Genomic DNA, 21,748 nt, shown 5'->3' with positions numbered 1-21,748 from the left:
CTAGTACTCCAGGGTTCTCTGCACCGCGAACAGGACGCGGTCGACGGTCGGCAGGTACTGCGGCTCCAGGGGACCCGCGGGATAGGGCACGTCGAATCCGGTGACCCTCTGGACGGGGGCGGCCAGGTCGCGGAAGCACTGCTCGGTGACCAGGGCCGACACCTCGGCGCCGAGCCCGGCGGTGAGCGGGGCCTCGTGGACGACCACGGCGCGCCTGGTGCGCGAAACCGAGGCGGCCAGCCCGGCGGCGTCGATGGGCTTGAGCCAGCGCAGGTCCAGGACCTCCAGGTCGACGCCGTCCTCGGCGGCGAGCTCGGCCACCTGGAGGCACCGGTGGACCATGGCGCCCCAGGCGATGAGGGTGGCGTGCCGTCCGGGGCGGACGATGCGGCTGGTGCCGATGGGGGCGGTGGGCTCGGCGAGCCGGACCGGTCGGCGGTCCCAGTAGCGGGCCTTGGGCTCCATGTAGACGACCGGGTCGTCGGAGCGCACGGACTGGAGCAGCAGGCTGTAGGCCTCGGCCGGGTCGGAGGGGGCGGCGACCTTCAGTCCGGGCGTGTGGGCGAAGAGCGCCTCGAGGCTCTCCCCGTGGTGCTCGGGGGCCTGGATACCGCCGAAGGAGGGCAGGCGCAGGGTGATCGGCATGGGTGCGGCACCGCGGGTGCGGTAGTTCATGCGCGCCACCTGGTTGACGATCTGGTCGATGGCCGGATAGGCGAAGCCGTCGAACTGGAGCTCGGGGACCGGGCGCCAGCCGTTCATGGCCAGGCCGACCGCCATGCCCATGATCGCCGACTCCGCCAGCGGGGTGTCGAAGACCCGCTGGTCGCCGAACTCCTTCTGGAGGCCGTCGGTGACCCGGAAGACCCCGCCCAGGGCCCCCACGTCCTCGCCGAAGACCAGGACGTCGGGGTCCTCGGCCAGCAGGACGCGCAGGGCGCGGTTGATGGCCTGCTGCATGGACAGCTCTTCGAGCACGGGGCTCTCGGCGGCGGTGTCGGTGCGGTCGATGAGTTCCGTCACGGCTGGACCTCTTCCTCCCAGATGCGGCGCTGCCGGGTCAGCTCCTGGGTGGTCTCCCGGAAGACGTGCGTGAACAGCTCGGAGCCGTCGGGCTCGGGAGCGGCGGAGACGCCGTCGCGGATCTCCTCGGCGCGCCTCCTCGCCTCGGCGTCGATCGCGTCGAGCTCCTCGGCGGTGGCGTGGCCGGCCTCGAGCAGGGCGGCGCGCAGCAGCGCGACCGGGTCGCGGTGCGCCCGCCAGCGGTCGGCCTCGGCCTCGTCCCGGTAGCGGCCGGTGTCGTCGGAGGTGGAGTGGGGCTCCACCCGATAGGTGAGGGCCTCGATGAGGGTGGGGCCCCCGCCGCGGCGGGCGCGGGCGACGGCCTCGCTGACGGCGTCGTGGACGGCGGCGGCGTCGTTGCCGTCCACCGTGGCTCCGGGCATGCCGTAGCCCCGGGCGCGGGCGGCGACGGAGCCTCCGGCGACCTGGCGCTCGTTGGGCACCGACAGGGCCCAGCGGTTGTTCTGGCAGAAGAAGACGACGGGGGCGCCGTAGACCCCGGCGAAGTTCATGGCCTCGTGGACGTCGCCCTCGGAGCTGGCGCCGTCGCCGAAGTAGGCCAGGGCGACGCCGTCGCCGCCGCGCATGCGCTCGCCGACCGCCCAGCCGACGGCGTGGGGGACGGGGCCGCCGACCACGGCGTTGATGGCGCCGAAGCGGGATTCCATGACGTCGTAGAGCCCGCCGTGCCACAGGGCCCGGTGGGTGGCCATGTAGCCGACCATCTCGACGCCGTAGGCGAGGGCGGAGGCCATCTCGCGGTAGGTCGGGAAGACGAAGTCGCGGGCCGGGTCCAGTGCCGCCGCGCTGGCGACCTGTGCCGCCTCCTGGCCGCGGACGGACACGTAGGCGGGGAAGACGCCCTGGCGCTGCAGGGCGACGGCCTCGGCGTCCAGGTCGCGGGCGGTCCGCATGTGCGTGTACAGCGCGCGGGTGAGGTCGGGGGCCAGGTGGTCCACCGTGATGGCGTCCTGGCCCGGCGGCTCGTGGGTCGACATGTCCAGCGGCTCCCAACGTGGTCCGCCGCGAGGATGAGCGCCGGACTCCGGGTGGTCTGTTAACTGATGAGGCAGATTGTCCGGATCATTCGACACTTGCGCTAGATAATCTCGAAAACTTGATACACAAGAGAACCAAACCACATGATCGGTTCGCTATCGTCCAGTCGGTGAGCCGTGTCACCGGGGAAAACAACAGGTGGACCTATACACCTCGAACCGGCGCCCATCATCACAGAACGATCGCAGTTGGCCACGATAGGTGCCGCGTTCGACAGGGGAGCGCATACGTTCGGATGCACCCCGGCACTCCGACCAGGAAAAGGCGGCCCGGCACGACAGAGACGACCGAAAGCGGCCATCGCATGAGAACACCGGTCGCCGCCGCCGCGCGCCCCGCCCCGGCACCGGGAGACCCCCGGACCGGCCGCCGCGCCGGCCGTGGGCACAGTCGGACACCCCCCGGCGCCCCACCCGCCCGCGAGTGCGAGAACAAGATTCCGCATGGTGAGACCACCCCCGTACATCCCCTGGTGATCAGGCGGATACAGAGAAGGACATCGTCTCGATGGTTGAGACCGCGATGGAAGCAAACGATGTTTACCTGGTAGTCCGTTAGCCCCGGTCGACGACGATGGGAAGGGGCTTGCACTGGAACGAGAAGACACGAGGAGCACCCACATGGCCATGGGCGAGCAACGCCGCAACGGCCGGCGGCCGGACGCGACCGACCAGACGATCCTCAGCGCGCTCGCCAAGGACGCGCGGACCGGGATCACCGAGATCGCCGCGCTGGCCAACGTCTCCCGGGCCACCGCCTACAACCGGATCAAGCGCCTGACCGACGAGGGCGTGATCCGCGGCTACTCCGTGGTCACCGACCACTCGAAGATGGGACTGGGCGTCACAGCGCTCGTGCTCATCTCCGGAAGCCAGCCGGACTGGCGCGCCAACCGGGAGATCCTCTCCTCCTACCCCGAGATCGAGTACTGCTGGTACGTGGTCGGCTCCGCGGACATCGTCCTGCTGGTCCGCGTCGCCAACACCAACCAACTGCGGGACCTGATCCTGACCCGCCTGCAATCGCTCCCCGGCGTGACGTCCACCCAGACGCTCACCGTCATCGACGAGGTCGTGCACCGGCCTGTCGTGGAGCCCGGAGACCTCGACTGAAACGGATCCCCATCCCCCCAGACCCGCGACTACCCCTTCACCGCCACGGCGACCGAGGCCATCAGTTCGGCGAGCAGCGCCGAACCCTGCGCGCGGGTGGCCGCGACCTCGCCCTCCACTTCCATCACGATCTCGGCGTACGCCTTCAGCTTGGGCTCGGTGCCCGAAGGCCGTAGCGTCACACGCCCCCAGGCGCCGCCCTCCAGCCGGAAGCGCAGGGCGTCGGTCGGCGGCAGGCCGGCGTGCCCGGCGGCGAAGTCGTCGATCCCCGCTACCTTCAGGGGACCGAACGCGGTGGGCGGTTCGGCGCGCAACCGCCGCATCGCCGTGTCGATGAGCGACAGGTCCGACACCCGCACCGAGAGCTGGTCGCTCAGGTGCAGCCCGTACCTGCGGGCCTGGTCGTCGAGCAGGTCGAGCAGCGTCCGCCCCTGTGCCCGGGCCGCCGCCGTGAGCGCCGCCGCCGCCAGGGCCGCGCCGATACCGTCCTTGTCCGCGACGGGGCGCCCCTCGTCACCGCCGATGCAGTAGCCCAGCGCCTCCTCGTACGCGAAGACCCGCCGGGTGCCGGGCGCCCCGGCCCGGGCCAGCCACTTGAACCCGGTGAGGGTCTCCTCGTAGTGCACCCCGCGGTCGGCGGCGATCTTGCCGAGCAGGCTGGAGGAGACGATGGAGGCGGCCACCACCCGGTCGTCGCCAAAGGTGTGGTCGAGCACGTACTCGGCGAGCAGGCCGCCCACCTCGTTGCCGGTGAGCGGGCCGTGCCCGGGCACCGCCAGGGCCAGCCGGTCGGCGTCGGGATCGTTGGCGATCACCAGGTCCGCGCCGACCTCCTCGGCCGCGGCCAGCGCCAGGTCCAGCGCCCCTGGCTCCTCCGGGTTGGGGAAGGCCACGGTCGGGAAGTCGGGGTCGGGGTCGAACTGGGCGGCCACCGTCTCGGGCACGGGGAACCCGGCCCACTCCAGTGCCTCCACCAGCACCGCGCCGCCCACTCCGTGCATCGCGGTGTAGACCGCCGACAGCTCGCGCGGGCCCGGTGGGACCAGCGCGGTGACCGCCCGCAGGTAGCGGTTCACGGCGTCCCGGCCCAGGACCGTCCAGTCCGTGCCCCGGGGCAGGGCGGAGAGCGGGCCGACCGCGTCGATGGCCTCGGAGATCTCGGTGTCGACCGGGGCCACGATCTGGGCCCCGGCGTCGTCGCCGTCCCCGCCGACGTAGACCTTGTAGCCGTTGTCCTGGGGCGGGTTGTGGCTGGCGGTGACCATGATCCCGGCGTCGGCCCCCAGGTCCCGGACCGCGAAGGCCAGCACCGGGGTGGGCAGCGGGCCCGGCATCAGGGAGACCCGGTGCCCGGCCCCGGTGAGGATCGCCGCGCTGTCGCGGGCGAAGTCCGCCGACCGGTGCCGGGCGTCGTAGCCGATGACCACGTGGCCGGCCCCGCCGCGCGCGTGCAGCCAGGCGGCGATCCCGGCCGCGGCGCGCATGACCACGACCCGGTTCATCCGGTTGGGCCCGGCGCCCAGGGCGCCGCGCAGCCCGGCGGTGCCGAACTCCAGGCGACCGGAGAAGCGGTCGGCCAGCCCGGCGGCGGCCTCGGCGTCACCGGCGGCCACCCGCTCCAGCAGGGCGGCCAGCTCCTCGCGGGTCTCGGGGTCGGGGTCCGCGTCCAGCCAGGCGCGGGCGCGGGCGACGGTGTCGGTGGTCATGGAAGTCTCCTCGGCTCCGGCTCAGATACGGGCGACGATGTCGGCGAGCAGGCGGCCCACGGTGTCGGCGGCGTCGCGGCCCGCCGCCAGCACCTCCTCGTGGTCGAGGTTGGCGCCCTCCAGCCCGGCGGCGATGTTGGTGACCAGGGACAGGCCCAGCACCCGGGCACCGGCCTCGCGGGCGGCGATGGCCTCCAGCACGGTGGACATGCCGACCAGGTCGGCTCCCATGGCGCGGAGCATGCGGATCTCGGCCGGCGTCTCGAAGTGCGGTCCGGGCATGGCCGCGTAGACGCCCTCGGGCAGGCCCGGGTCCACCTCGCGCGCCAGGGCGCGCAGCTCGGCGGAGTAGGTCTCGCTGAGGTCGACGAAGGTCGCCCCGGTGAGCGGCGAGCGGGCGGTCATGTTGAGGTGGTCGGCGATGAGCACCGGCGAGCCCACCGAGTAGGTGGCGTTGATACCGCCCGCGGCGTTGGTGAGGACGATGGTCCCGGCCCCCGCGGCCACGGCGGTGCGCACGTTGTGCACGACGGCGTCGGTGCCGTGGCCCTCGTACAGGTGGGTGCGGCCCAGGAAGGCCAGGACGTTGCGGTCGCCTCCGACGATGCTCCGCACGGTGCCGCTGTGCCCCTCCACCCCGGGGGGCAGGAAGCCGGGCAGCTCGGCGGCGGGCAGTTCCTCCTTGCCCTCGCCCAGCAGGTCGGCGGCGGGCGCCCAGCCCGAGCCCATGACCAGGGCGATGTCGTAGGCGTCCACCCCGGTGCGCGAGCGCAGGGCGGTGGCGGCCTGTTCGGCGACGGCCTGGGGTCCGGTGGTCACAGCATGTTCTCCGTTCGTTCGGGCCGCGGGCGCGGCGCGGGGTGCGCCCCGGTGGCCAGGGGGCGCGACATCACCTGTTGCGGGCCCGCGTCACCGGGGATGACGCGCCCGGTCGCGGTGTACCCGGCGGCCTCGTAGACCCGCCGGGCGCCGGGGTTGGCGGTGTTGACGCACAGCACCGCCTCGGTGGCGTGCGGCGCGGTCTCGGCCGCCAGCCGGTCCAGCAGCGGTGCCGCGCAGGCGGTCCGGCCGATGCCCCGGCCCTGCCATTGTGGCGTGACGTAGTAGGCGCGCAGCAGCACGGCGCGCTGGGGTTCGTCGACCAGCCCGCGCAGGCCGGTCCCGACGTCCAGCACCCCGAATCCGGCCGCGGCCTCCCGCGCCTGCGCCGGGTCGGCGACCGGACCGAGCACGATGGCGAACGGCACCCGGGCCGGGTCGGCGTCGGCGGCGGGCAGGGTGGCCACCGGCAGACCCGTGAACCTGGCCTGCCCCGGGGCCAGACGGTGGCGCAGCACGGCCGCACGCAGCAGGGCCGTCTCCTCGGTGTCCCGGTCCAGCCGTACCAGCCGCGGCACCGGACCCTCCCGGGTCCGCGTCGCCGCCGCCTCCCCGAGCACATCTCCCACCGCGGTCTCCTCTCCCGTACGGGGCGGACGTGACCCGCCCCACCTCACACTGGCGTTCGAACGGGGCCCGGCGCAAGCCGCCGCCCGCCGCCTGTGGAAAACGGGGAGGAGCCCGGTCGCCTCAGACGCCGACGGGGTGCCAGACGGTCTTGGTCTCCAGGAACGGGGTCATCCGGGATGTGCCGGGGTCGGGGTCGAGCCAGGCCTCCTCGCCGGAGCCGGCGCCGGTTCCGGGGCGCACGACCCGGGTGAGGGTCTGCGCGGCGGCCTCCTCGAAGGCGACGGCGTCCTCCCCCGCACCGGCCAGGTCCAGGGCGTTGACGTCGGCGTGCGACGCCAGGTGGGGGCCCAGTTCGGGCACCCGGCCGGTGAGCAGGTTGACCACCCCGCCGGGCAGGTCGGAGGTGGCCAGTACCTCGGCCAGGTCCACGGCGGCCAGCGGCGCGGTCTCGGAGGCCACGACCACGGCGGTGTTGCCGGTGGCGATGACCGGGGCGACCACCGAGGTGAGGCCGAGCAGCGGGGCGTCCTGCGGGGCGAACACCGCGACCACGCCGGTCGGCTCGGGGGCCGAGTGGTTGTAGTAGGGGCCCGAGACGGGGTTGGCCCCGCCCACGACCTGGGCGACCTTGTCGGTCCACCCGGCGTAGTACACCCAGCGGTCGATGGCGGCGGAGACGACCTCCTCGGCCCGGGCCTTCGACAGCCCCTGGGCGGCGACGGCCTGGGCGGCGAACTGGTCGCGCCGCCCCTCCAGCACCTCGGCGACCCGGTAGAGGATCTGGCCCCGGTTGTAGGCGGTGCGGCCGGCCCAGGGGGCGAACGCCCTGCGCGCGGCGGCGACCGCGTCCCGGGCATCCTTGCGCGAGGCCAGCGAGGCGTTGGCCAGGTGCGTTCCGTCGTTCGAGGTCACGGGATAGCTCCTGCCCGACTCGGAGCGGGGGAAGGCCCCGCCCAGGTAGAGCTTGTAGGTCTTGCGGACCGCCAGGCGCGCGGGCGGGGCGGGCGCCCCGGCCGCCCTGTCCGCGCCCCTGTCGGCCTTCCTGCCGCCGCGTCGCTCAGCCAACGTAGGCCTCCAATCCGTGACGCCCGCCCTCGCGGCCGTAGCCCGACTCCTTGTAGCCGCCGAAGGGGCTGGTCGGGTCGAACTTGTTGAACGTGTTGGACCACACGACGCCGGCGCGCAGCCGCTCGGCGGTCCACAGCATGCGGGAGCCCTTCTCGGTCCACACCCCGGCCGACAGCCCGTAGGGGGTGTTGTTGGCCTTGGCCACCGCCTCCTCGGGGGTGCGGAAGGTCAGCACCGACAGGACGGGGCCGAAGATCTCCTCCCGGGCCACCCGGTGGGCCTGGGACACGCCGGTGAAGATGGTGGGCGCGAACCAGTAGCCGCTCTCGGGGAGCTCGCAGGCGGGCGACCAGCGCTCGGCGCCCTCGGCCTGGCCGCTGTCGGCCAGTTCGCGGATGCGCTCCAGCTGGGCGGCGGAGTTGATGGCGCCCAGGTCGGTGTTCTTGTCCAGCGGGTCGCCGAGCCGCAGCCTGGCGACGCGCTCCTTGAGCCGGGGCAGCACCTCGTCCAGGACCGACTCCTGCACCAGCAGCCGGGACCCGGCGCAGCACACGTGGCCCTGGTTGAAGAAGATGCCCGAGACGATGCCCTCGACGGCCTGGTCGATGGCGGCGTCCTCGTAGACGATGTTGGCGCCCTTGCCGCCCAGCTCCAGGGTGAGGCGCTTGCCGGTGCCCGCTACGGACCGGGCGATCTGCCGTCCGACCTCGGTGGACCCGGTGAAGGCGACCTTGTCCACGCCGGGGTGCTCGACCAGGGCGCGGCCGGTGTCCCCGGCGCCGGTGAGGATGTTGACCACGCCCGGGGGCAGGTCGGCCTCCTGGCAGATCTCCGCGAAGACCAGCGCGGTCAGCGGGGTGGTCTCGGCGGGCTTGAGGACGACGGTGTTGCCGGTGGCCAGCGCCGGGGCGATCTTCCACGCCAGCATGAGCAGCGGGAAGTTCCACGGGATGACCTGGGCGGCCACGCCCAGCGGCCGGGGGTCGGGGCCCAGCCCGGCGTGGGCGAGCTTGTCGGCCCAGCCCGCGTAGTAGAAGAAGTGGGCGGCGACCAGCGGCAGGTCGACGTCGCGGGTCTCCTTGATGGGCTTGCCGTTGTCCAGGGACTCCAGCACCGCCAGCTCGCGCGAGCGCTCCTGGACGATGCGGGCGATGCGGAACAGGTACTTGCCCCGCTCGGCCCCGGACATGCGGCCCCACACCGTCTCCTGGGCGCGGCGGGCGGCGGCGACCGCCCGGTCCACGTCCTCGGGGCCGGCGACGGCGACCCGGGCGAGCTCGGTCTCGTCGGCGGGGTTGAGGCTGGTCAGGTCCCCGCCGGCGGCGGCGGGGGCGAACTCCCCGTCGATGAAGAGCCCGTAGGACTCGCGCAGGGTGACGACGGAGCGGGACTCCGGTGCGGGCGCGTACTCGAAGATCACGGCTAGTCCAGCGTGTAGTAGTCGGGGCCCGGGTAGGTGCCGGTGGTCAGCCTGGTGCGCTGCATGAGCAGGTCGTTGAGCAGGCTGGAGGCGCCGATCCGGAACAGGTCCGGGGTGAGCCAGGCGGGTCCGGCGGTCTCGTTGACCAGGACCAGGTTGCGGATGGCGTCCTTGGTGGTGCGGATGCCGCCCGCCGGTTTGACGCCCACGTAGCGGCCGGTCTCGGCGCGGTGGTCGCGCACCGCCTCCAGCATGACCAGGACGACGGGCAGGGTGGCCGCCGGGGAGACCTTGCCGGTGGACGTCTTGATGAAGTCGGCGCCCGCGCGCATCGCCAGGTGCGAGGCGCGGCGCACGTTGTCGTAGGTGACCAGTTCGCCGGTCTCCAGGATGACCTTGAGGTGGGCGTCGCCGCAGGTCTCCTTGACGGCCCCGATCTCCTCGTACACCTTCAGGTAGTCGCCGGACAGGAAGGCGCCGCGGTCGATGACCATGTCGATCTCGCTCGCGCCGTCGGCCACCGCGCGGGCGGTGTCGGCGAGCTTGACCTCCAGGGGCGCGCGCCCGGCCGGGAAGGCGGTGGCGACGGAGGCGACGCCGATGCCGGTGCCGCGCAGCGCCCCGACCGCGGTGGAGACCATGTCGGGGTAGACGCAGACGGCGCCCACGTGCGGAACGGTGCGGTCGGCGGGGTCGGGCAGGGCGGCCTTGGCGCACAGGGAGCGCACCTTGCCGGGTGTGTCGGCCCCCTCCAGGGTGGTCAGGTCGACCATGGAGATGGCCAGGTCGATGGCCTGGGCCTTGGCGGTGGTCTTGATGGACCGGGTGGACAGGTCCTGGGCGCGGGCTCGGGCGCCGACCTCGTCGACGCCCGGGAGTCCGTGCAGGAACGCCCGGAGCGCGCGGTCGGTCATCGCCTCGGGCGCGGATGCGGTGTGGGACACGGGCACCTACAGCTCGGTCGAACGATGGGACGGGCTCCTCCGCCGTGGTCGGCGGGGGTGGCGCGGGCGGGGTCGGTGACCCCCTCCGGGCCGTCAGGTGGTCACCATAACCCCGGGGGGCCGGACCGCCGGTACCCCTCGGCGGCGCACCGCCCAAGGTTGGAGGAGAGTCCAACCGGAGCTCGAGCGGAGTATGGTCCTTTCCTCCAATTCCCCGGCGGAAACCCCCGGAAAAGGCGTTCCGGGGCATGCCCCGGGCCACAGGAGGGCCGATCGCGGTCTAGACCGGACTCGCCCTCTGCGTCCTTGTCCCGCGCGCCCGCGAGGGCGCCCGGGTGCCGCGGGTGCGTACCCTTCTCCCATGGCGGAGTTCCGGATCAGCAGTGATGACGAGCAGGTCGACCTGCGCAGGCTGGCGACGGCGTTGGCGGAGTCCCAGGGGTGGGCGCGCGAGGACGTGGGCATCTGGGACAACCGGCGCGGCGAGGTCATCGTCACCGTCGACGACGCCCTGCTGCGCCGCCCGGAGCCGGACCTGCGGACCCGTCCCCTGCACACCCCGCGCGACGTGCACCGGGCCTGCGAGATGATCCACGCCGAGGACCCGGCCCTGCGGGGGGTGGACTTCGCGCTGCTGCGCACGGAGGCGGCCCGGCTGTTCTCCGCCGGGTGGACCACCGAGGACGTCCTGCACGCCCTGGGGCACCGGCCCGACGGCGAGCCGTGGCCGCGCGGCCCCGAGCACCGGGGCGGCGACTGGCTGCTGGTCCGGCTGCGCGCCTGGCGCACCCCGGACGGGGACATCCGCCCCTCACGCTCCCAGGAGGGGGCCCAGCTGCGGGTGATCGGCAGGGCGGGGCTGCCCGTGGACATCGGCCTGCCCGAGGACGCCGGGCCCGCCCTGGGGCCGGTGGCCAGCCCGGCGGCGGCACGGTCGGCGGCCGACGACGCCCGCAGACTCATCCGGCAGAACGCGCGCACCGGCTCCGACACCCTGGCCCACCGGGACCGGACCTCGTCCACCATCCACCGCCCGAAGCGGTAGCCGCCCCCGTCCCGGGGCGCGCCGGAGGCGTACGGCGCGGCGGCGCGGGGTAGAAGACCGGCGGTACCGGCGCGGAGCCGCACACAGGGGCGCTCCGTCCCGGGCACCGCTCCCCTCCCGCCTCCTGTGACCCCGAGGAGACGCCCCCATGGCCGTACGGCCCCTCGCCGTCCTGCCCGCCCTCGTCCTGGCGCTGTCCCCGGCGGCGCTCCCGGCCCCCGCGGACGGGGCGGAGAACGCGGCGCCGCCCCCGTACTCCGCCGCCGCGGACCCGGCGGCCGCCCTGGCCGCCCTCGTCGGTGAAGAGCGCACCGCCCTGGGAGGCGGCGGCCTGCGCGGGGACGAGCGCCTCACCGCGGCCGCCGTGGAACACGCCCGCGACATGGCCGACCGCGGCTACTTCTCCCACGCCACCCCCGAGGGGGAGAGCGCCGCCGCGCGGACCCGGCGCCACGGGCACACCGCCTTCGGCGGCGAGAACCTGGCCGCGGGCCACGGCACTCCGGAACGGGTGGTGCGGGCGTGGATGGACAGCGAGGGGCACCGGCGCGACATGCTCGCCGGCGACCTCGCCTCGATCGGCGTCGGGTACGCCGTCGACGGTCGCGGCAGGCCGCTGTGGGTGGCGGTGTTCGGGCGCCCGGAGGAGGCTCCGTGACGGGGCGCCGGCGCGGGCCGGGGCCGCGCCCCTACCTCCGTTCGGCGCGCAGGGAGTCCACGACGCGGACGGCCCCGTCCGCGGCCTCGCCGAGGACGATCTCGGCGGGCCCGCGGCCCACGACCAGCCGCCACAGGGTGGCCAGGACCAGCGACCACAGGATGAACTTCTCCAGCAGCCACGGGGTCTGGAACTCGTACCCGGCGGCCGAGACGATCAGCGCGATCGCCAGCAGGTGTCCGGTGTAGACGGTCAGCGGCATGCGTCCCACCGAGGTCAGCGGGTACATGACCAGGCGCGCGCGGTCGCACAGCCACATGCACAGGACCAGCACCACCAGCCCCTGGCCGACCGCCTCCAGGATCTCGAAGGTGGTCCCGGTGTGCGGGGTGTTGACGGCCAGCCACCACCACGAGTCGGTGGGCACCTGGCCCGAGATCGACTCGGCCTCGTCGTTGACGAGGTAGCGCAGCTCCTCCAGGGTCCCCGGGTCGGTCGCGGAGGAGAGCGGTTCCCCGACCAGGACGGGGGCGCGTACCTCCATCAGCCGCTCCGTCCCGCCCAGCGGGCCCAGGGCGATCCACGATCCCAGGTGGCCGCAGGCCGCGGCCGCGGCCCCGCCGGCGAGCAGGCGCAGGCGCACGGCGTTCGCGGTGAGGTCCAGGCGGCCCACCGCCATCCCCGCGATCACGTAGACCATGAAGGTGACGGCCGGGTAGTAGCCGGTGAGGAAGAACTCGGAGAACGAGGTGACCGCCCCGGTGCGCGGCACCGGCGGGGAGTAGAAGGCCTCGCGGATGAGGAACGACAGCGGCGGGCCGACGACGGCCAGCGCCCCGGCGACCGCCCACAGCGTCCCCCGGCGGAGTCTGACCAGCGGCAGGGAGAGCAGGAAGAAGCCGCCGTAGTAGGTGAGGATGATGGCGACCGGGACGGCCATCATGTCCAGGATCAGGCCGAGCAGGGCGATGAGCACCGCCCGGGTGACGATCCGCACCACGGACCGGAACAGCGGCTCCCCCGAGAGCGGCCGGGTGCGGCCGGTCGTCATCGCCAGGGAGACCCCGGCGAGGAAGGCGAAGAGCGCCGACGAGTTGCCCCGTACGAGGCCGTGCAGGTCCCAGGCGTAGTTCTCCGGGGAGAGCACGCCCATGGAGTCCACCCCCAGGTGGACGATGAACATGCCGAACACGGCCAGGGCCCGTGCCGCGTCGACACCGTCGATCCGGGTCTTGGCGGGGGCCGGACCGGGGACCGGTGCGGTGGTGTCGTCTGGTCGCTTCTGTGCCACGCGGGTCAGGCTATGCCTGTCGGAGGCGGGGCCACAATCGCGGCCGTCCGCCCCCTGTGGCCGGGTCCGGCCACTTCACCGGCCCGGAGCGGATCCTCGGAGGGTTCCCCAAAGCTCCGGGGATTCGCCCCTTCCCCTCTCCGTTCCCCGGAGGACACGGAGAACAGGGCGAACGCGTTGCGCACCTCCGGGCTCTTCGGCTCTGCGCTCCGCCTGTGCCGCACCGGGCCCAGGGCCGGCCGGCGGGTCCCCGGGCGTTCCCGCCCGGGGACCCGCGCGGTCAGTCGACGAGGGTGCCGAAGTGGTCCAGCGCCTCGGGGTCGGCCAGGGAGTCGCGGCTGGCGACCTTGTCGGGGGCCTGGCCCATGAGGATGCGCTTGACCGGGACCTCCAGGATCTTGCCGGAGAGGGTGCGCGGCACCGCGGGGACGGCCCGTACCCGGTCGGGCACGTGGCGGGGCGAGCAGTCGGTGCGGATGCGCCGGGCGATCTCCTTGACGAGGGCGTCGTCGAGCTCGGTGCCCTCGCGCAGGACGGTGAACAGCTCGATGCGGGAGGAGCCGTCGCCGCGCGGCACGTCCACGACCAGGGCGTCGGTGATCCCGTCCAGGGCCAGGACCGCCCGGTAGATCTCGCTGGTGCCCATGCGGACGCCGCCGCGGTTGATGGTGGAGTCCGAGCGGCCGTAGATGATCGCGGTGCCGCGCTCGGTGATCTCGATCCAGTCGCCGTGCCGCCAGACGCCCGGGTACATGGAGAAGTAGCTGTCGCGCAGGCGCTCGCCGTCCTCGTCCCCCCAGAAGAAGACGGGCATGGACGGGGCCGGGCGGGTGACGACGAGTTCGCCGACCTCGCCGACCAGCTCCTTGCCGTCGGGGTCCCAGGAGGCGACGGCCATGCCCAGGGCCCGGGACTGGATCTCGCCCTCGTAGACCGGCAGGGTGGGGGTGCCGCCGACCAGGCAGCTGCACACGTCGGTGCCGCCGCTGGTGGAGAACAGCCACAGGTCGTCGCCGAACTCCTCGTAGACCCAGGAGAACGCCTCCGGGCTGAGCGGGGAGCCGGTGGAGCCGACGGCCTTGAGGCGGGAGAGGTCGCGGCCGCGCCGGGGGTGGACCCCGTCCTTCATGCAGGAGGAGAGGAACCCGGCGCTGGTGCCGAACACGGTGACCCCGGCCTCGGCGGCCAGGTCCCACAGGGAGCCCAGGTCCGGGGCCGGGGGGACCGCGGCCGGGGGCCGTCCGCCGGGGGCGGAGGGCGACGAGGGCGTCGGGTGGGCGGGGGATCCGTCGTAGAGGACGATGGACGCCGGGGTCAGCAGGACGCTGACCAGGAAGTTCCACATCATCCAGCCGGTGGTGGTGAACCAGAGGACCCGGTCGTCCTCCTGCGCGTCCAGGTGCAGGTGGAGGTTCTTGAGCTGTTCCAGGAGGATGCCGCCGTGGCCCTGGACGATCGCCTTGGGCAGGCCGGTGGTGCCGGAGGAGTAGAGGACCCACAGGGGGTGGTCGAAGGCGACGGGGGTGAACTCCGGTTCGGTGCCCGCCCCGGAGGCCTCCAGGTCCGACCAGGCCAGGGTGCCCTCGACCGGCTCGGCCCCGGGCTCCAGGTAGTCGAGCAGGACGGTGTGCTCGACGGTGGGCAGGGCGGCGCGCAGTTCCTCGACGACGGGGCGGCGGTCGAAGTCCCTGCCGCCGTAGCGGTAGCCGTCGACGGCCAGCAGGACCTTGGGCTCGATCTGGGCGAAGCGGTCGATGACGCTGCGCACCCCGAAGTCCGGCGAGCAGGAGGACCAGATCGCGCCCAGGGAGGCGACGGCGAGGAACGCGGCTACGGTCTCGGGCAGGTTGGGCAGGTAGGCGACGACGCGGTCGCCGGGGCCCACACCCCGCTCCCGCAGCCCGGCGGCGATCGCGGCGGTGCGGGCGCGCAGCTCCCCCCAGGTCCACTCGGCCAGGGGGCGCAGCTCGGTGGCGTGGCGGATCGCGACCCGGTCGGGGTCGCGGCCCTCGAACAGGTGCCGGGCGTAGTTGAGGGTGGCGCCGGGGAACCAGCGGGCACCGGGCATGACGTCCTCGGCCAGGACGCCCTCGGCGGGGGTGTCGAAGCGGACGCCGTAGTACTCGCGGATCGCGTCCCAGAAACCGTCGACGTCGGTGACCGACCAGCGCCACAGGGCGTCGTAGTCGAAGTCGCCGTCGGTCCCGAAGGGCCCGGCGCCCTTGTGCTCGGCCACCCACCGGGCGAACGCGACGATGTTGGAGGACGCCACCGTCTCCTCGTCGGGTCGCCAGAGCACACGGGGCACGCTGCTCTCCGTCATTGGCCCGCCTTCCATTCGCGTGGCTGTGTGTTGCTGTGAGGTACATCTAACAGCACACCATGACGGGGGCCACCCCCCGGGCTCCCCGGAGGGAAGGGCGGGTGGCGGTGGGAAGCGCGCAGGTCACACCGTGTTCACAGGGCCTGTGGAGGAACCACTGTCCGGCGCCCGCCGGGGGTGGGGGGACACCATTGACAGCTCCCGCCGGAGCCGCGCGGCCGACCGGGAGGACCGGTCATGGGTCCTTTCGGTCGGCCGCGGGCCGGGGCCCGGAACCGGGGCTCACCGACCGCACAGGGCGCGGACCGCGGCCGCCGGGGACTCGACCACCGGGCTGCCGGTGGCGGCCAGCCGCTCGGGCGCCATCAGGCCGGTGGACACCAGGATCGAGTGCGCCCCGGCCGCGCGGGCCGCACGGGCGTCGTCGTCGATGTCGCCGATGAGAACGACGCCGGCCGGGTCGACGCCCTGGGCCTCCAGGTGGTGGACCAGGTGCTCGGCCTTGGAGTCGACCTCGGTGTCGTACCTGCGCCCGTCGACCCGGGTGAAGTGCGCGGCCAGGCCGCGCTCGGCGATGAGCGGGACCACGTGGTCGTGCGAGGCCATCGACAGCAGCGACTGGGTGCGGCCGGTCCCCGCCCAGTCGAGCAGCAGGTCCGGGACGTCCTGCGCCAGCCGGCAGGAGGGCAGGTGGCGCAGGTAGTCCTCGTCGTAGATCTTCTCCAGGCGCGCCCACTCGCCCGTGGTGAGCGGGCGGCCCAGCAGCTCCTCGTAGAGGGGGATCAGGGGGCGCCGGAAGATGCTCCGCCAGTGGTCGATCTCGACCGGTTCGCGGCCGTACACCGCGCAGACGGCGTTGACCGCTGAGAGGTTGGCGTGGTTGTCGTCCAGGAGGGTGCCGTTCCAGTCCCAGACGATGTGGGTGATGTCGTTCGGATGGAATGTCAGTTCAGTCATCACCTGCACTTTACGCGGCCCTGACCGGCCGGCGCGGGCCCCGCCGGCGGCTCAGGCGGGCGCCCCCGGACCGTCGCCCGCGGCGTCCGCTGCGCGCGCGGCGTCCGCGGCGTCCGCGGCGCGCTCGGCGCGCAGGCGTCGGCTGCGGCGTACCATCAGCGCGCCCGCCGCGGCCAGCACCGGGACCACCAGCAGGATGAGGACCGGCAGCAGGATCGCGGTGATCGAGGTGAGGAAGCTGACGACGTCCTCGAGAAAGGAGACGAACGGGGCGGCACAGCCCGCGGTGACCGAGTTCGCCGCCAGCCTGCCCAGGGACTTGAGCAGGTGGAACACCAGCGCGATGGCCACGCCCGCCACGATCGGCCCCCACGGGGCCCCGTCCCCGGCCGCCGCCCCGGAGGCGGCGCCGGTGATCTCGGAGAGTTCCACCGCGGAGGCCCCGGCACCGAAGACGATGCCGCCCGAGGTGGGCCGCACGACGGTCTGGACCACGTCGTTGACGCTGTCGACCGCCGGGAACTTGTCGGCGAGGAACTCGACCACCAGCAGCACGGCCAGCAGGACGAGGGTGACCGGGTGCTCCAGCCAGGTCCAGGAGTCGCCCAGCACCAGCAGGTCGGTGAAGCGGGCGATGAGGCCCACCAGCAGCAGGGGGATGTAGGCGTTGAGTCCCGCCGCGGTCGACAGGCCGATGCCGGTGAGTGCAGTGAGCAAGAGGGGCCTTTCCGGATCCGGGGCGCGGGTCCGGTCCGGCGGCGTGGGGGCCGGTGACCGGACCGCGCCGGTTCACCCTGGTTGATGCCGCCCGGGCCCCCGTGGTTGCGGGCGGCGGCGGGTCACTGCCGGTAGTTCTCGACCTCGGAGACCGGTCGGGCCTGGGCGCCGTCGGGGTCCTGCCCGTGCTCCTCGCGGGCACGCCGCTGTCGCAGCAGGTCCCAGCACTGGTCGAGGGCCTGCTCGACCTGCTTCATACGGCCGCGCTCCTGGTCGGACAGCCCGCCCGGGGTGGCGCGCAGGGCGTGCTCCTCGTCCATCAGACCCTTGATGGTGGCCAGAATGTCGTTGTCCGCGCTTTGGTCCATAGGGACATGGTGGAGCGGGCCCGGGACGGGGGCAAGCCCCCCACTCCGGGCTTGCCCAGATCAGTACCGACGTTTACGGGCGGCCGGTGGCGCGACGGCCGCGCCGGCGGCGGGCGGCCCGGGGCCGGCACAGGACGCGGCACACCCTACGCCCCGTTCGTCTGGGAAACTCCTTCTAAGGGCCCCGGCGGCGGAATGCTCCGCGGAGCCGGACCGTTCAATACCTCGAGGGGGTATTGTTCATGGCATCTGAGCAGGAACGACACGGAAGCGGGACCATGGCTGCGACCCACGGTTACAGCAATGACAAGCAGAGCCACATCAACCGACTCCGCCGCATCGAGGGACAGATCCGCGGCCTGCAGCGCATGGTCGAGGACGACCAGTACTGCATCGACATCCTCACCCAGACCTCGGCCGTGAACAGCGCCCTGCGCTCCTTCGCCCTGGCCATGCTGGACGAGCACCTCAAGCACTGTGTGGCCGACGCCGTCGCCCACGGCGGCGAGGAGGCCGACGCCAAGGTCAAGGAGGCGTCCGAGGCCATCGCCCGGCTGGTCCGCTCCTGACCCCGCCGCCCCGAGTCGTTCCGGGGGCGGCCTCCGCCGCCCCCGTCCCTCCCCTCAGGCCTCGCCGTAGCGGGCCCTGAGGTTCTCCAGCAGCCGGGCCCCCTCGCGTCCCGCCGACTCCGCGTCGAGGTAGTCGACGGCCTCGTTGGCCACGAACGAGGACGGCCGCCCGTCGTCGGCGAAGCCCATCCGGGACACGTCCCCCCCGATGAGGGCGCGGATGCCCCAGTTGGCCAGGATCCGCGCCCGTGCGTTGGGCGAGGGCACCGCCATCAGGTGGTAGCCGCGGGTGGCGCCCAGCGCCGGGAGGCCGGTCAGTTCCAGGTCCATCACCCGGGCCAGCGCGTCCCTGCCGCTCAGGTCCACCACCAGTCCCAGGTCCCGGTGGCGGAACTCCCGGAGCGGCCTTCCCAGGATCGAGGCCACCACGTTGTCCGCGGCCGTCACCGCCTGGCGGGTCGCGTACTGGGCCGTGGGCGGGCAGTAGGGCGAGTCCCCGGACAGGTCGGGCACCGCCGCGGCGTCGCCCAGGGCGAACACCTCCGGCACGCCCGGCACCCGCAGGTCGGCCTCCACCTCCAGGCGGCCCCGCTGCGTGGGCCTGCCCAACGTCCCCATGAGCGGACTGGGGGTCACGCCCGCCGTCCAGATCAGGGTGCGGCAGGGCAGCGCCCGACCGTCGGTGAGCACCACCTTGTCGGCGGTGACCTCGCGCACCGACACCTTGAGCTTGACCTCGATGCCCAGGTGGCGAAGCAGGTCCAGGGCCTTGCGCCCCAGGCGGTCCCCGAGTTCGGGCAGCACCTTGGGCGCGATGTCCACCAGGTGCCAGCGGATCACCGAGCGCAGCTCGGGGTAGCGCTTGGCGGCCTCCTCGCACAGGCGCATCAGCGACGCCGCGGTCTCCACCCCCGTGTAGCCGCCGCCGACCACGACGAACCGGCAGCGCTCCTCCCGCTCGGCCGGGTCGTTGCTGTCGTTGGCCAGCTCCAGCTGGGCGAGCACGTGGTCGCGCAGCAGGACCGCCTCCGCCAGGGTCTTGGCGCCGTAGGCGTGCTCGGTCAGGCCGGGAATGTCGAAGGCCCGGGTGAGACCGCCGGGGGCCAGCACCAGGCGGTCGTAGCGGACCGGTATCAGCTCGCCGGTGGGGCGGCACACCACGACGACGCGGTCGTCGGTGTCGACCCCGACCGCGTGGCCGGGGATGAGGCGGGTCTCGCGGGTCAGCCGGTGCACGGACATCGCCACCGACTGCGGTGTGAGCAGCCCGGAGGCCACCTGGGGCAGCAGCGGACTGTAGAGCATGTAGTCGTGGGGCGCGATCAGCGCGATGTCCGCCGCCCCCGCCGGAATCCGGCGTTCCAGGCGGCGCAGGGCGTGGATACCGCCGAATCCCGCGCCGACCACCACGATCCGAGGCCGAGCCATATGTTGCTCCTTCTCCGTGTCGGTCGCCGTCAGAGGCGGCCCTACCCGATACGGCCGAATGTAGAGCCGCACCCGGGCGCCCCGAAGCCGCAGGGCCGGACCGTGCCCACCTCTTGGTGACCTTTTTGTCGGCCTTCGCCCCTGGAGGGGGCCGGGGCGGAGAGGGAGGGGGGAACGCGGTCAGCGGCCGCGGCCGGCCGGGGAGCCGTCGGCGGCAGGGCCGGGCGGAACGGCACCGGGGCCCGTCAGCGCGGCGGTGCCCATGCCCAGCAGGAGTTCGGCCATATGCGTGCGGGGCAGCTCACCACGGCTGTGCGGGGTGGAGTTGAGCAGGCCGAACACGGCGTGGACCGCCGCCCGCAGCACGGGCGCCGGGGTGTGCGGGCGCATCTGGGAGAGCACGCCCACCCACTCCTCGACGTAGCCGCGCTGGAGGCGGCGCACCCGGCGGCGGTCCTCCTCGGTGAGGTGGTGCAGCTCCCGGTCGTGCACGGTGATCAGGGCGGGCTCGTCCAGGGCGAACGCGATGTGCCCGCGCAGCAGGGCGGCCAGCGCCTCCTCGGGGCCGGGCGCGGCGGCGACCAGCTCCCGCCCGCGGCGGGACAGGCGCTCGCTGACGTCGACCAGGATCGCGCCGAGCAGCGCCTGCTTGCCGGAGAAGTGGCGGTACAGGGCGGGACCGGTGGTACCGACGGCCCGGCCGATGTCGTCGATGAGCACGCTCCGGTAGCCGCGCTCGGCGAACAGCTCCGCCGCCGCGCCCAGGAGCGCGGCGCGGCGCTCGCCCGTCGCTCTGGACCCCATGCCCGCTCCGTTCCCCTGCCCGCCCTGCGGTTCTTCCCGCCGAACTGTGGACACCCATGTTAATGGTCACTAACATCACGAATGTTAGTGACCATTAACACCTCCACGAGAGGACAGCATGAGCAGGGCATCCGTACTCGGCTCGGCGGTGGACACCGCCGGGCCCGCGTTCGCCGCCAACGACGCGGCGAACCGCGCCCTCGCCTCGGAGCTGCGCGAGCGGATCGCCACCGCGGCCCTGGGCGGCCCCGAGAAGTCCCGCGTCCGCCACGTCGAACGCGGCAAGCTGCTGCCGCGCGACCGCGTCGACCACCTGCTGGACCCCGGCTCCCCCTTCCTGGAGATCGCGCCCCTGGCCGCCTACGGGCTGTACGGGGCCGACGGGCAGGACGCCCCCGGAGCCGGGATGATCGCCGGGGTGGGCCGGGTGGCCGGGCGTCCGACCGTGGTCGTCGCCAACGACGCCACCGTCAAGGGCGGCAGCTACTACCCCATGACCGTCAAGAAGCACCTGCGCGCCCAGGAGGTCGCCCTCCAGAACCGGCTGCCGTGCGTGTACCTGGCCGACTCCGGCGGCGCCTTCCTGCCCATGCAGGACGAGGTGTTCCCCGACCGCGAGCACTTCGGGCGGATCTTCTACAACCAGGCCACCATGTCGCGGCTGGGCATCCCGCAGATCGCCGCGGTCCTGGGCTCCTGCACCGCCGGGGGCGCATACGTCCCGGCGATGAGCGACGAGGCCGTCATCGTCCGCGACCAGGGCACCATCTTCCTGGGCGGCCCGCCGCTGGTGAAGGCCGCCACCGGCGAGGTCGTCACCGCGGAGGAGCTGGGCGGCGGCGACCTGCACTCTCGGGTGTCGGGGGTGACCGACCACCTGGCCGACGACGACGCCCACGCGCTGTCCATCGTGCGGCGCATCGCCGACACCTTCGGCCCCCCGGGTGCGCCCGCCTGGGAGACCCGCGAGCCGCGCCCGCCGGCCCTGGACCCGCAGGAGCTGTACGGGGTGGTGCCCGCCGACACCCGCACCCCCTACGACGTGCGCGAGGTGATCGGCCGCGTCGTCGACGGCAGCGAGTTCACCGAGTTCAAGGCCGAGTACGGGACCACCCTCGTCACCGGGTTCGCGCACATCCACGGGCACCCGGTGGGCATCATCGCCAACAACGGCATCCTGTTCGCCGAGTCGGCGCTCAAGGGCGCCCACTTCATCGAGCTGTGCGACCGGCGCAGCATTCCGCTGGTGTTCCTGCAGAACATCTCCGGGTTCATGGTGGGCCGCGACTACGAGGCCGGGGGCATCGCCAAGCACGGCGCCAAGATGGTCACCGCGGTGGCCTGCGCCCGCGTCCCCAAGTTCACGGTCGTCATCGGCGGCTCGTTCGGTGCGGGCAACTACTCCATGTGCGGCCGGGCCTACTCCCCCCGGTTCCTGTGGATGTGGCCCAACGCCCGCATCTCCGTCATGGGCGGCGAGCAGGCCGCCTCGGTGCTGTCGACCGTCCGCCGCGACCAGATGAGCGCGCGCGGCCAGGAGTGGTCGGCCGAGGCCGAGGAGGAGTTCAAGGCCCCCATCCGGGAGACCTACGAGGAGCAGGGCAGCCCCTACTACTCCACCGCCCGGCTGTGGGACGACGGGGTCATCGACCCCGCCGACACCCGGGACGTGCTCGCCATGGCCCTGTCCGCCGCCCGCCACGCCCCGCTGGAGCCCGTGGGCTACGGCGTCTTCCGGATGTGAGGAACCCTTGACCACGACCGTACT

20 protein-coding genes are annotated in these 21,748 nt (G+C 73.5%); 5 read left to right on the top strand and 15 right to left on the bottom strand.

Going from position 1 to position 21,748, the window contains the following annotated elements; translation table 11 throughout:
• On the bottom strand, window positions 1-1,023 hold the full coding sequence (locus tag ACSUPR_RS24320) for an alpha-ketoacid dehydrogenase subunit beta (protein WP_436887037.1): 1,023 nt from the start codon (window positions 1,021-1,023) through the stop codon (window positions 1-3).
• Complete coding sequence (locus ACSUPR_RS24315; protein WP_436887036.1) at window positions 1,020-2,060, bottom strand: thiamine pyrophosphate-dependent dehydrogenase E1 component subunit alpha; 1,041 nt, start codon at window positions 2,058-2,060, stop codon at window positions 1,020-1,022. The genes ACSUPR_RS24320 and ACSUPR_RS24315 overlap by 4 nt, the downstream gene beginning before the upstream one ends.
• 681 nt (window positions 2,061-2,741) lie before the next feature.
• Here ACSUPR_RS24315 and ACSUPR_RS24310 point away from each other — a divergent pair.
• Entirely contained in the window at window positions 2,742-3,233 is a 492-nt protein-coding gene (locus ACSUPR_RS24310; protein ID WP_274811863.1) for an Lrp/AsnC family transcriptional regulator, read from the top strand.
• 29 nt (window positions 3,234-3,262) lie between these two features.
• Here ACSUPR_RS24310 and ACSUPR_RS24305 read toward each other — a convergent pair whose 3' ends face one another.
• The 6 genes from ACSUPR_RS24305 to deoC all read right to left on the bottom strand — a co-directional run bounded on the left by ACSUPR_RS24305 (window position 3,263) and on the right by deoC (window position 9,826).
• Window positions 3,263-4,939 (bottom strand): phospho-sugar mutase, encoded by a 1,677-nt coding sequence (locus ACSUPR_RS24305; protein WP_436887035.1) that lies wholly within the window; start codon window positions 4,937-4,939, stop codon window positions 3,263-3,265.
• Window positions 4,940-4,960: 21 nt separating this feature from the next.
• Window positions 4,961-5,758 carry a purine-nucleoside phosphorylase gene (locus ACSUPR_RS24300; RefSeq protein WP_436887034.1) on the bottom strand — a complete coding sequence of 266 codons (798 nt, stop codon included), beginning with the start codon at window positions 5,756-5,758 and terminating at the stop codon, window positions 4,961-4,963.
• Window positions 5,755-6,387 carry a GNAT family N-acetyltransferase gene (locus tag ACSUPR_RS24295; RefSeq protein ID WP_436887033.1) on the bottom strand — a complete coding sequence of 211 codons (633 nt, stop codon included), beginning with the start codon at window positions 6,385-6,387 and terminating at the stop codon, window positions 5,755-5,757. Before ACSUPR_RS24295 ends, ACSUPR_RS24300 begins: the two co-directional genes overlap by 4 nt.
• A 121-nt stretch (window positions 6,388-6,508) precedes the next feature.
• Window positions 6,509-7,453: an aldehyde dehydrogenase family protein gene (locus ACSUPR_RS24290; protein WP_436887032.1), complete on the bottom strand. Its 945-nt coding sequence runs from the start codon at window positions 7,451-7,453 to the stop codon at window positions 6,509-6,511.
• Window positions 7,446-8,876, bottom strand: a complete 1,431-nt coding sequence (locus ACSUPR_RS24285; RefSeq protein WP_436887031.1) for an aldehyde dehydrogenase family protein — start codon at window positions 8,874-8,876, stop codon at window positions 7,446-7,448. The genes ACSUPR_RS24290 and ACSUPR_RS24285 overlap by 8 nt, the downstream gene beginning before the upstream one ends.
• A 2-nt stretch (window positions 8,877-8,878) precedes the next feature.
• Window positions 8,879-9,826: a deoxyribose-phosphate aldolase gene (gene deoC, locus ACSUPR_RS24280; protein WP_436887030.1), complete on the bottom strand. Its 948-nt coding sequence runs from the start codon at window positions 9,824-9,826 to the stop codon at window positions 8,879-8,881.
• 355 nt (window positions 9,827-10,181) lie between these two features.
• Between deoC and ACSUPR_RS24275 the strand changes: the two genes are divergently transcribed.
• Complete coding sequence (locus tag ACSUPR_RS24275) at window positions 10,182-10,865, top strand: hypothetical protein (RefSeq protein WP_436887029.1); 684 nt, start codon at window positions 10,182-10,184, stop codon at window positions 10,863-10,865.
• A 148-nt stretch (window positions 10,866-11,013) separates the two neighbouring features.
• Complete coding sequence (locus ACSUPR_RS24270) at window positions 11,014-11,523, top strand: CAP domain-containing protein (protein WP_436887028.1); 510 nt, start codon at window positions 11,014-11,016, stop codon at window positions 11,521-11,523.
• A 31-nt stretch (window positions 11,524-11,554) separates the two neighbouring features.
• Here ACSUPR_RS24270 and ACSUPR_RS24265 read toward each other — a convergent pair whose 3' ends face one another.
• The 5 genes from ACSUPR_RS24265 to ACSUPR_RS24245 all read right to left on the bottom strand — a co-directional run bounded on the left by ACSUPR_RS24265 (window position 11,555) and on the right by ACSUPR_RS24245 (window position 17,179).
• Window positions 11,555-12,814 carry a heparan-alpha-glucosaminide N-acetyltransferase domain-containing protein gene (locus ACSUPR_RS24265; RefSeq protein ID WP_436887026.1) on the bottom strand — a complete coding sequence of 420 codons (1,260 nt, stop codon included), beginning with the start codon at window positions 12,812-12,814 and terminating at the stop codon, window positions 11,555-11,557.
• A gap of 280 nt (window positions 12,815-13,094) precedes the next feature.
• Window positions 13,095-15,137 carry an acetoacetate--CoA ligase gene (locus ACSUPR_RS24260; protein ID WP_436887025.1) on the bottom strand — a complete coding sequence of 681 codons (2,043 nt, stop codon included), beginning with the start codon at window positions 15,135-15,137 and terminating at the stop codon, window positions 13,095-13,097.
• Window positions 15,138-15,419: 282 nt separating this feature from the next.
• On the bottom strand, window positions 15,420-16,094 hold the full coding sequence (locus ACSUPR_RS24255; protein WP_436887024.1) for an HAD family hydrolase: 675 nt from the start codon (window positions 16,092-16,094) through the stop codon (window positions 15,420-15,422).
• 51 nt (window positions 16,095-16,145) lie between these two features.
• Window positions 16,146-16,811 (bottom strand): DUF4126 domain-containing protein, encoded by a 666-nt coding sequence (locus tag ACSUPR_RS24250; RefSeq protein WP_436887023.1) that lies wholly within the window; start codon window positions 16,809-16,811, stop codon window positions 16,146-16,148.
• Window positions 16,812-16,933: 122 nt separating this feature from the next.
• Window positions 16,934-17,179, bottom strand: a complete 246-nt coding sequence (locus ACSUPR_RS24245; protein WP_436887022.1) for a DUF2630 family protein — start codon at window positions 17,177-17,179, stop codon at window positions 16,934-16,936.
• A gap of 278 nt (window positions 17,180-17,457) precedes the next feature.
• Between ACSUPR_RS24245 and ACSUPR_RS24240 the strand changes: the two genes are divergently transcribed.
• Entirely contained in the window at window positions 17,458-17,748 is a 291-nt protein-coding gene (locus ACSUPR_RS24240) for a metal-sensitive transcriptional regulator (RefSeq protein ID WP_436887021.1), read from the top strand.
• A 54-nt stretch (window positions 17,749-17,802) separates the two neighbouring features.
• Here the strand turns inward: ACSUPR_RS24240 and ACSUPR_RS24235 are convergent, their stop codons facing one another.
• Window positions 17,803-19,176, bottom strand: coding sequence for an NAD(P)/FAD-dependent oxidoreductase (locus ACSUPR_RS24235; RefSeq protein WP_436887020.1), 1,374 nt, complete (start codon window positions 19,174-19,176; stop codon window positions 17,803-17,805).
• 180 nt (window positions 19,177-19,356) lie between these two features.
• On the bottom strand, window positions 19,357-19,980 hold the full coding sequence (locus ACSUPR_RS24230) for an SACE_7040 family transcriptional regulator (RefSeq protein WP_436887019.1): 624 nt from the start codon (window positions 19,978-19,980) through the stop codon (window positions 19,357-19,359).
• 118 nt (window positions 19,981-20,098) lie between these two features.
• On the opposite strand from ACSUPR_RS24230, the gene ACSUPR_RS24225 reads away from it, so the two are divergent.
• On the top strand, window positions 20,099-21,724 hold the full coding sequence (locus tag ACSUPR_RS24225; protein ID WP_436887018.1) for a carboxyl transferase domain-containing protein: 1,626 nt from the start codon (window positions 20,099-20,101) through the stop codon (window positions 21,722-21,724).
• Window positions 21,725-21,748 lie beyond the last annotated feature (24 nt).

Source organism: Nocardiopsis dassonvillei, from assembly GCF_964273065.1.
GTDB lineage: Bacteria > Actinomycetota > Actinomycetes > Streptosporangiales > Streptosporangiaceae > Nocardiopsis > Nocardiopsis dassonvillei_B.
Note: the sequence above shows the minus strand (reverse complement) of the source record. Positions and strands in the feature narration are given on the sequence as shown.

Bases quoted from the DNA above. Each gene is read 5' to 3' on its own strand.
- ACSUPR_RS24315 (WP_436887036.1), bottom strand. From the start codon at position 2,060: ATGTCGACCCACGAGCCGCCGGGCCAGGACGCCATCACGGTGGACCAC.
- ACSUPR_RS24310 (WP_274811863.1), top strand. From the start codon at position 2,742: ATGGCCATGGGCGAGCAACGCCGCAACGGCCGGCGGCCGGACGCGACC.
- ACSUPR_RS24305 (WP_436887035.1), bottom strand. From the start codon at position 4,939: ATGACCACCGACACCGTCGCCCGCGCCCGCGCCTGGCTGGACGCGGAC.
- ACSUPR_RS24275 (WP_436887029.1), top strand. From the start codon at position 10,182: ATGGCGGAGTTCCGGATCAGCAGTGATGACGAGCAGGTCGACCTGCGC.
- ACSUPR_RS24270 (WP_436887028.1), top strand. From the start codon at position 11,014: ATGGCCGTACGGCCCCTCGCCGTCCTGCCCGCCCTCGTCCTGGCGCTG.
- ACSUPR_RS24260 (WP_436887025.1), bottom strand. From the start codon at position 15,137: ATGACGGAGAGCAGCGTGCCCCGTGTGCTCTGGCGACCCGACGAGGAG.
- ACSUPR_RS24255 (WP_436887024.1), bottom strand. From the start codon at position 16,094: ATGACTGAACTGACATTCCATCCGAACGACATCACCCACATCGTCTGG.
- ACSUPR_RS24245 (WP_436887022.1), bottom strand. From the start codon at position 17,179: ATGGACCAAAGCGCGGACAACGACATTCTGGCCACCATCAAGGGTCTG.
- ACSUPR_RS24240 (WP_436887021.1), top strand. From the start codon at position 17,458: ATGGCTGCGACCCACGGTTACAGCAATGACAAGCAGAGCCACATCAAC.
- ACSUPR_RS24235 (WP_436887020.1), bottom strand. From the start codon at position 19,176: ATGGCTCGGCCTCGGATCGTGGTGGTCGGCGCGGGATTCGGCGGTATC.
- ACSUPR_RS24230 (WP_436887019.1), bottom strand. From the start codon at position 19,980: ATGGGGTCCAGAGCGACGGGCGAGCGCCGCGCCGCGCTCCTGGGCGCG.
- ACSUPR_RS24225 (WP_436887018.1), top strand. From the start codon at position 20,099: ATGAGCAGGGCATCCGTACTCGGCTCGGCGGTGGACACCGCCGGGCCC.